The organism is Rheinheimera sp. (genome assembly GCF_036568245.1).
Taxonomy (GTDB): domain Bacteria; phylum Pseudomonadota; class Gammaproteobacteria; order Enterobacterales; family Alteromonadaceae; genus Alishewanella.
In genome coordinates this window covers 1-7,449 of the sequence record NZ_DATCSY010000018.1, presented here as the reverse complement: position 1 = coordinate 7,449, position 7,449 = coordinate 1, and the positions used below count along the sequence as shown (strand labels likewise).

Below are 7,449 nucleotides of genomic sequence, written 5' to 3'. Positions count from 1 at the left end.
AGCCGTAATAACCGGCACAACTCTGTCCAGCTCTTGCTGTTCAGAAACATCAGCCGCCCCCGGCCGGGTCGACTCGCCGCCGATATCCAGGATCCCTGCGCCATCTGCCAGCATGCGTTCAGCCTGCCGTAACGCATCGGTAAGATGCTGATGCTTACCACCATCCGAGAAAGAATCTGGAGTCACGTTTAGAATGCCCATGACGACTGGTCGACGCAGATCCAGTTTGCGCTGGCGGGGTAAATTTAGTTGCATAGCGGGCTCCCGCGAATACTGATTCACAGCTAAAAATAAACCCCGGTAAAAACCGGGGCTTGTGTTAACGATGTCCGGATAAATCCGGTATTTAGTGCAGATTGCCTTCTGACGGTTTAGCCGGGCCTGCAGATTCTTCCTGACGTGTTTTGGTGTCAGGCTTATCACCTGAGCCAGGTTTATCTCTGGGTTCCCAGTTTTCTGGCTGGCGTACATCACGGCGTGCCATCAAATCATCAATTTGCTTCGCATCAATGGTTTCATACTTCATCAGCGCGTCTTTCATCGCGTGCAGTATGTCCATATTCTCTTCGATGATGCTCTTGGCTCTGTCATAGTTACGGTCGATAAAATCACGGATTTCCGCATCAATGGCTTTAACGGTATCTTCCGACATATGCTTGTTTTTGCTGACAGAACGGCCCAGGAACACTTCGCCCTCTTCATCAGCGTATAACAGCGGGCCAAGTTTTTCTGAGAAACCCCATTGCGTCACCATTTTGCGGGCTAAATCTGTTGCACGCTCGATGTCATTAGATGCACCGGTGGTCACCTGTTCAAAACCGTAGATTACCTCTTCGGCGATACGGCCACCAAACAGTGAACTGATCATGCTTTCCAGGTGGCGCTTGCTGTGTGATACCCGGTCGCGTTCCGGTAAGTACATGGTCACACCCAGCGCACGGCCGCGCGGGATAATACTGACTTTATACACCGGATCATGTTCAGGCACCATGCGGCCAACGATAGCGTGTCCAGCTTCGTGGTACGCTGTCATTTCTTTTTCTTTCTCTGTCATCACCATCGAGCGGCGTTCAGCACCCATCATGATCTTATCTTTGGCTTTTTCAAACTCGTCCATTGATACGACACGACGGTTACCACGCGCGGCAAACAGAGCGGCTTCGTTAACCAGGTTGGCCAGATCTGCACCCGAGAAACCCGGCGTACCACGCGCGATAACTGATGGCTCTACACCTTCCGCCAGCGGTACTTTGCGCATATGCACTTTCAGAATTTGCTCACGGCCTTTTACATCTGGTAACCCAACCACAACCTGACGGTCAAAACGACCCGGACGTAATAATGCCGGGTCAAGAACATCTGGACGGTTAGTGGCGGCGATAACAATAATACCTTCGTTTCCGTCAAAACCATCCATTTCAACCAGCATCTGGTTTAGTGTCTGTTCACGTTCATCGTGACCACCGCCTAAACCCGCACCGCGCTGACGGCCTACGGCGTCAATTTCGTCGATAAAAATAATGCAAGGTGCCGCTTTCTTCGCCTGATCGAACATGTCCCGCACGCGTGATGCACCGACACCAACAAACATTTCAACAAAATCAGAACCGGAGATTGTGAAAAACGGTACTTTGGCTTCACCGGCAATCGCTTTTGCCAGTAAAGTTTTACCGGTACCAGGCGGACCGACCATTAAAATACCTTTCGGAATTTTACCGCCCAGCTTCTGGAACCGTGAAGGGTCACGCAGATAATCTACCAGCTCAGACACTTCTTCTTTGGCTTCGTCGCAACCGGCAACATCAGCAAAAGTGGTTTTAATCTGGTCTTCGCCCATTAAACGCGCTTTGCTTTTACCAAACGACATCGCACCTTTGCCACCGCCGCCTTGCATCTGACGCATGAAAAAGATCCAGACGCCGATAAGTAACAGCATTGGGAACCAGGAAATAAAAATGGTTGCCAGCCAGCTGCTCTCTTCAGGCTTAGTGCCATAAGAGCTCACTTCATTTTTTATCAGATCATCCAGCAGTTTCTCGTCATAACCTGTTGGGATCACGGTTTCAAAGCGCTCACCACTGCGTTTAACGCCGGTGATCACTCCGGAGCGTTCCACCTTAACTTCGCGGATCTGCCCCTGATTTACCTCTTTGATAAACTGAGTGTAACTGGTTTGCCGCTCAGCACTGTCGCCAGGACCAAAGCTGTTGAACACCGACATCAGTACGACGGCGATCACTAACCAGACAATCAGATTCTTTGCCATGTCACTCAAGGTTATAACCTCTTTCTTACCAAAATTAGATAATTACCCGGCTACTTTACTAGACTTTAAAGCCGGTCGCCACGATATATGTCTCACGTGACCGCGCACGTGACGAATCAGGCTTACGTATTTTTACTGTGGTGAACGCCGAGCGTACGTCTTTTAAAAATTGCTCGAAACCATCGCCCTGAAATACTTTGACCACAAAACTGCCATTTTGCTTCAATACTTTTTGACACATATCTAAAGCCAGCTCGACCAGATAAATAGACCGGGCTTGATCTGTTGTGTCATTACCACTCATATTAGGCGCCATATCAGACAATACCACATCTACGTTCTGTCCGTTAATCCGGCTCAATAATGCCTCTAAAACGGTCTCTTCGCGAAAATCACCCTGTAAAAAGCTGACACCGTTAATAGGATCCATCGGCAAAATATCACAGGCAATGATAGTGCCATTGTTACCGACAACGCCAACACAGAACTGCGACCAACTGCCGGGGGCCGATCCCAGATCGACGACTGTCATGCCAGGCTTAATCAGCTTGTCTTGCTGGTTAATCTCTTCCAGTTTAAATGCTGCGCGGGAACGTAACCCGAGCTTCTGCGCCTTTTGTACAAAGTGGTCGTCAAAATGCTCTTTCAACCAGCGGGTTGAACTGGCAGAGCGTTTTTTCTTGGTCATGCTGTCACTCTTAATTAGTGTTATGCGATAGATGGCGCTACAATAGCGCAAATTCAAGCGTTATCTGCGGAAATAGTCATTTTATGAGTTTAACCAATAAACAGAAACAATTTTTAAAAGCGAAAGCACATGAGCTTAAGCCCGTCATCCTGCTTGGCGGTAATGGCCTGACAGAAGGCGTGGTCGCTGAAATCGAAGTCGCACTTAATTTTCATGAGCTAATAAAAATTAAGGTGCCAACCGAAGATCGGGAAGAAAAGAACCTGATCATGGACGCAATAGTACGCGAAACCAAAGCCGACAAAGTACAGGTAATCGGTAAAACCCTGGTACTGTTTCGCCAGAGTGAAGATAAAAAGATTCAATTGCCCCGCGGCTAATTCATATAACCGGCAGCCCGCAATAAAGCATAGGCTGCCAGGTCATCTTCAGCTAAACGGCTGACAAAACCTTCGGGTTTTTCCATCTCTGTTGTCTTAATAAACTGCCACTGCAGCATCTTGTCATCTGGTAGCAACGTTACTGCGTACATTAAGTTACGCTGATAGCACCACAGTGTATTGTCTCTTAATAAAGAAAATACCTCTGCCGGGCTCATTTTCCAAAGCCTGGCATCAAGAATACATGCCCAATCGTTGTTTATTACCGGTTGCACCAATAACCGCATCTGGCGCACATATTCCCTGGCATCAACCAGAGTCCAAACACCGAAAGCGGTCACCCGTAACACCCGGTCGGTTAGTTCAAGCGAAAATGGCTTGCTATGCTTCATAGACACCTCGTTACTGACATCGTTAATGTAACGAAGAATCCATGCAAAATTGATCTGACCAGTAACGCAATTCAAGCTACGAGGCTGCAGCCCTGATACAGAGCATGATTCGAACTGACAAAAAAGCCGGTGTTTAAACCGGCTTTTTCAGGTGATGGATGTTAAATGTACTCAATCTCGGTGATTTCGTACTCCACTACCCCTTTAGGCGTAGTGATGTTGACGACGTCATCTGCTGATTTGCCAATCAAGCCACGCGCAATCGGTGAATTTACTGAAATCAGGTTGTTCTTAATATCTGCTTCATCGTCACCTACGATACGGTAGGTCACTTCTTCTTCAGTATCCAGATTTAAAATGGTCACGGTAGAGCCAAAGATCACCTTACCCGTGTTAGCCATTTTGCTGATATCAATAATTTGCGCGTTCGACAGCTTGGCTTCGATGTCCTGAATACGACCTTCAATAAAGCCTTGCTGTTCACGCGCTGCATGATACTCGGCGTTTTCTTTTAAATCGCCATGTTCACGCGCTTCAGCGATTGCCTGGATCACCGCAGGCCGTTTCACTGATTTTAATTCATTCAGCTCAGTGCGCAGTTTTTCTGCGCCCTGCACTGTCATCGGAATTGGACTCATCCGTTTACTCTCTTATGTAATTCCTGCACCGAGGCTACACTTTCAAATGCACTGGCAGCATTTGATTTCACGGTAGCAAAGGCGGCGTTCAACGTCGTGGTGTAGTTAGCTTTGTGCTGCAGGGCGCCACGACGGATGACTTTAGAGTCTTCAATTGCCTGGCGGCCATCAGTAGTGTTGACAATATAGCTGTACTCACCGTTTTTAATACGGTCCAGAATATGTGGCCGGCCTTCAAACACCTTATTCACCACGCGGCACTCAACGCCTGCGGCTTGTAAGGCTTTGGCAGTACCACCAGTGGCGTCAAGTTCAAAACCTTTTTCCACCATGCGTTTTGCCAGCTCAATTACGCGCACTTTATCGCTGTCGCGCACTGAAAGCAAGGCTCTGCCACCAGTTGGTATTAAGGTGCTGGCACCCAGCTGCCCCTTAGCAAAGGCTTGTTCGAAAGTATCACCCACGCCCATCACTTCACCGGTAGAACGCATCTCAGGGCCTAAAATAGGGTCTACGCCAGGGAACTTGTTGAACGGAATAACCACTTCTTTAACAGAGAAAAACGGTGGAATGATTTCTTTTGTCACGCCCTGCTCAGCAAGTGATTTACCTGCCATACAACGTGCACCCACTTTAGCTACGGCAACACCAGTCGCTTTTGACACGAAAGGCACGGTACGCGCAGCACGTGGGTTCACTTCAATCAGGTACACTTCGTTATCTTTCACGGCAAACTGCGTGTTCATTAAACCCACAACGCCAAGTTCCAACGCCAGCTTGCGTACCTGCTCACGCATGACATCCTGGATTTCTTTACCCAGGCTGTGTGGTGGTAAAGAACAGGCCGAGTCACCAGAGTGCACACCCGCTTGCTCGATATGTTCCATAATGCCGCCGATAACGACTTCTTTGCCGTCACAAATGGCGTCGATGTCCACTTCAATAGCGTCATCAAGGAAGTTATCCAGCAGCACCGGCGAGTCGTTTGATACGCTAACCGCTTCGGTCATATAGCGGCGTAAGTCCTGCTCATCGTATACAATTTCCATGGCCCGGCCACCCAGTACATATGACGGGCGCACAACCATTGGGAAACCAATTTCCGGTGCTTTGGTAATCGCTTCTTCTAAGCTGGTAACGGTAGCATTTTTCGGCTGTTTCAGGCCTAAACGCTCTACCGCCTGCTGGAAACGCTCACGGTCTTCGGCACGGTCGATTGCGTCAGGCGAAGTACCAATAATTGGCACACCGTTCGCTTCCAGCGCACGGGCCAGTTTCAGTGGCGTCTGGCCGCCGTATTGCACGATAACGCCTTTAGGTTGCTCTTTGCGGACAATTTCCAGCACGTCTTCCAGCGTAATCGGCTCGAAATACAGCCGGTCTGAGGTGTCGTAGTCAGTAGAAACGGTTTCCGGGTTACAGTTAACCATAATGGTTTCATAACCGTCTTCGCGCAGCGCCAGTGCGGCATGTACACAGCAGTAATCGAATTCGATACCCTGACCGATACGGTTAGGGCCACCACCGATAATCATAATTTTATCGCGGTTAGTCGGTGCAGCTTCACATTCTTCATCGTAGCTGGAATACATATACGCCGTGTTCGAGGCAAACTCGGCAGCACAGGTATCTACGCGTTTATAAACCGGGTGCAGCTTATAACCGTGGCGTTTTTTACGCACTTCGTTTTCGCTGACGCCCAACACATCGGCAATGCGCTTATCGGCAAAACCTTTACGTTTTAACCGCTTTAACCGTACTTCATCCAGTGCAGCGAAGCCGTCTTTCGCTAACAACTGCTCTTCCTTCACTAAATCTTCAATCTGCACCAGGAACCAGGGGTCAATTTTAGTCAGCTGGAAAATCTCATCCATGCTCATGCCAAAACGCATGGCGTCGGCAATGTACCAAATACGGTGTGAACCCGGCTCTTTCAGCTCACGGATAATCTTATCTTTGGCTTCCGGTAGTGTGATATCGATAACCGGATCTAACCCACATACGCCAATCTCAAGACCGCGCAGTGCTTTTTGCAGCGACTCTTGCTGGTTACGGCCAATAGCCATCACTTCTCCGACCGATTTCATCTGGGTGGTTAAGCGGTCATTGGCACCGGCAAATTTCTCAAAATTAAAGCGTGGTACCTTGGTCACCACATAGTCGATGCTTGGCTCGAACGATGCCGGCGTTTTACCACCGGTAATATCGTTAGCCAGCTCATCCAGCGTGTAACCAATTGCCAGCTTGGCCGCTACTTTGGCAATAGGGAAACCGGTCGCTTTAGATGCCAGTGCTGACGAGCGTGATACTCGCGGGTTCATCTCGATAATCACCATGCGGCCATCTTCCGGGTTGATACCAAACTGTACGTTTGAACCACCGGTTTCAACACCGATTTCACGCAGTACTGCCAAGGAGGCATTACGCATGATTTGGTACTCTTTATCGGTCAGGGTCTGTGCCGGAGCTACCGTGATAGAGTCGCCGGTGTGCACACCCATAGGGTCGAAGTTTTCAATCGAACAGACGATGATGCAGTTGTCGTTTTTATCCCGCACCACTTCCATCTCGTATTCTTTCCAACCAATTAACGACTCATCAATCAGCAGCTCTTTAGTTGGCGATAAATCCAGACCTCGGGTACAGATTTCTTCAAATTCTTCTTTGTTGTAGGCGATACCGCCGCCTGAGCCGCCCATGGTGAAAGATGGACGAATGATACACGGGAAGCCGATGTCTTCCAGTACCTGATAAGCCTCTTCCATCGAGTGCGCTAAACCTGCACGTGGACAGGCTAAACCGATAGAACGCATGGCTTTATCGAAACGGCTACGATCTTCTGCTTTATCGATCGCATCGGCTGTGGCACCAATCATTTCAACGTTGTATTTCGCCAGTACACCGTGACGCTCTAAGTCCAGCGCACAGTTCAGTGCCGTCTGACCACCCATGGTGGGTAAAACCGCACACGGGCGCTCTTTCTCAATAATTTTTTCTACTACCTGCCAGTGAATAGGCTCGATGTAGGTGGCATCGGCCATTTCAGGGTCGGTCATAATGGTGGCCGGGTTAGAGTTCACCAGAA

7 protein-coding genes are annotated in these 7,449 nt (G+C 49.0%); 1 reads left to right on the top strand and 6 read right to left on the bottom strand.

What is annotated here, in order from left to right; genetic code table 11:
- From VIN66_RS00755 to rlmE, 3 genes are all read right to left on the bottom strand, one after another.
- A partial coding sequence (locus tag VIN66_RS00755; protein ID WP_331922214.1) for a dihydropteroate synthase occupies positions 1-255 on the bottom strand: 255 nt, incomplete at its 3' end.
- Positions 256-346: 91 nt separating this feature from the next.
- Positions 347-2,266 carry an ATP-dependent zinc metalloprotease FtsH gene (gene ftsH, locus VIN66_RS00750; protein ID WP_331922213.1) on the bottom strand — a complete coding sequence of 640 codons (1,920 nt, stop codon included), beginning with the start codon at positions 2,264-2,266 and terminating at the stop codon, positions 347-349.
- Positions 2,267-2,324: 58 nt separating this feature from the next.
- A complete protein-coding gene (rlmE, locus tag VIN66_RS00745) occupies positions 2,325-2,954 on the bottom strand; it encodes a 23S rRNA (uridine(2552)-2'-O)-methyltransferase RlmE (RefSeq protein WP_331922212.1) in 630 nt (209 codons plus the stop codon).
- An 83-nt stretch (positions 2,955-3,037) separates the two neighbouring features.
- Between rlmE and yhbY the strand changes: the two genes are divergently transcribed.
- Complete coding sequence (gene yhbY, locus VIN66_RS00740; RefSeq protein WP_134057343.1) at positions 3,038-3,334, top strand: ribosome assembly RNA-binding protein YhbY; 297 nt, start codon at positions 3,038-3,040, stop codon at positions 3,332-3,334.
- Here yhbY and VIN66_RS00735 read toward each other — a convergent pair.
- The 3 genes from VIN66_RS00735 to carB all read right to left on the bottom strand — a co-directional run.
- Positions 3,331-3,726, bottom strand: a complete 396-nt coding sequence (locus VIN66_RS00735; protein WP_331922211.1) for a hypothetical protein — start codon at positions 3,724-3,726, stop codon at positions 3,331-3,333. The genes yhbY and VIN66_RS00735 overlap by 4 nt on opposite strands.
- Positions 3,727-3,887: 161 nt before the next feature.
- Positions 3,888-4,364, bottom strand: a complete 477-nt coding sequence (greA, locus tag VIN66_RS00730) for a transcription elongation factor GreA (protein ID WP_331922210.1) — start codon at positions 4,362-4,364, stop codon at positions 3,888-3,890.
- Positions 4,361-7,449 (bottom strand): carbamoyl-phosphate synthase large subunit (carB, locus tag VIN66_RS00725; protein WP_331922209.1); only part of this gene is annotated, 3,089 nt, incomplete at its 5' end. The genes carB and greA, both read right to left, overlap by 4 nt.

What these genes read in the sequence shown, in the direction of transcription:
- ftsH (WP_331922213.1), bottom strand. Translation starts at nt 2,266, where the DNA reads ATGGCAAAGAATCTGATTGTCTGGTTAGTGATCGCCGTCGTACTGATG.
- rlmE (WP_331922212.1), bottom strand. Translation starts at nt 2,954, where the DNA reads ATGACCAAGAAAAAACGCTCTGCCAGTTCAACCCGCTGGTTGAAAGAG.
- yhbY (WP_134057343.1), top strand. Translation starts at nt 3,038, where the DNA reads ATGAGTTTAACCAATAAACAGAAACAATTTTTAAAAGCGAAAGCACAT.
- VIN66_RS00735 (WP_331922211.1), bottom strand. Translation starts at nt 3,726, where the DNA reads ATGAAGCATAGCAAGCCATTTTCGCTTGAACTAACCGACCGGGTGTTA.
- greA (WP_331922210.1), bottom strand. Translation starts at nt 4,364, where the DNA reads ATGAGTCCAATTCCGATGACAGTGCAGGGCGCAGAAAAACTGCGCACT.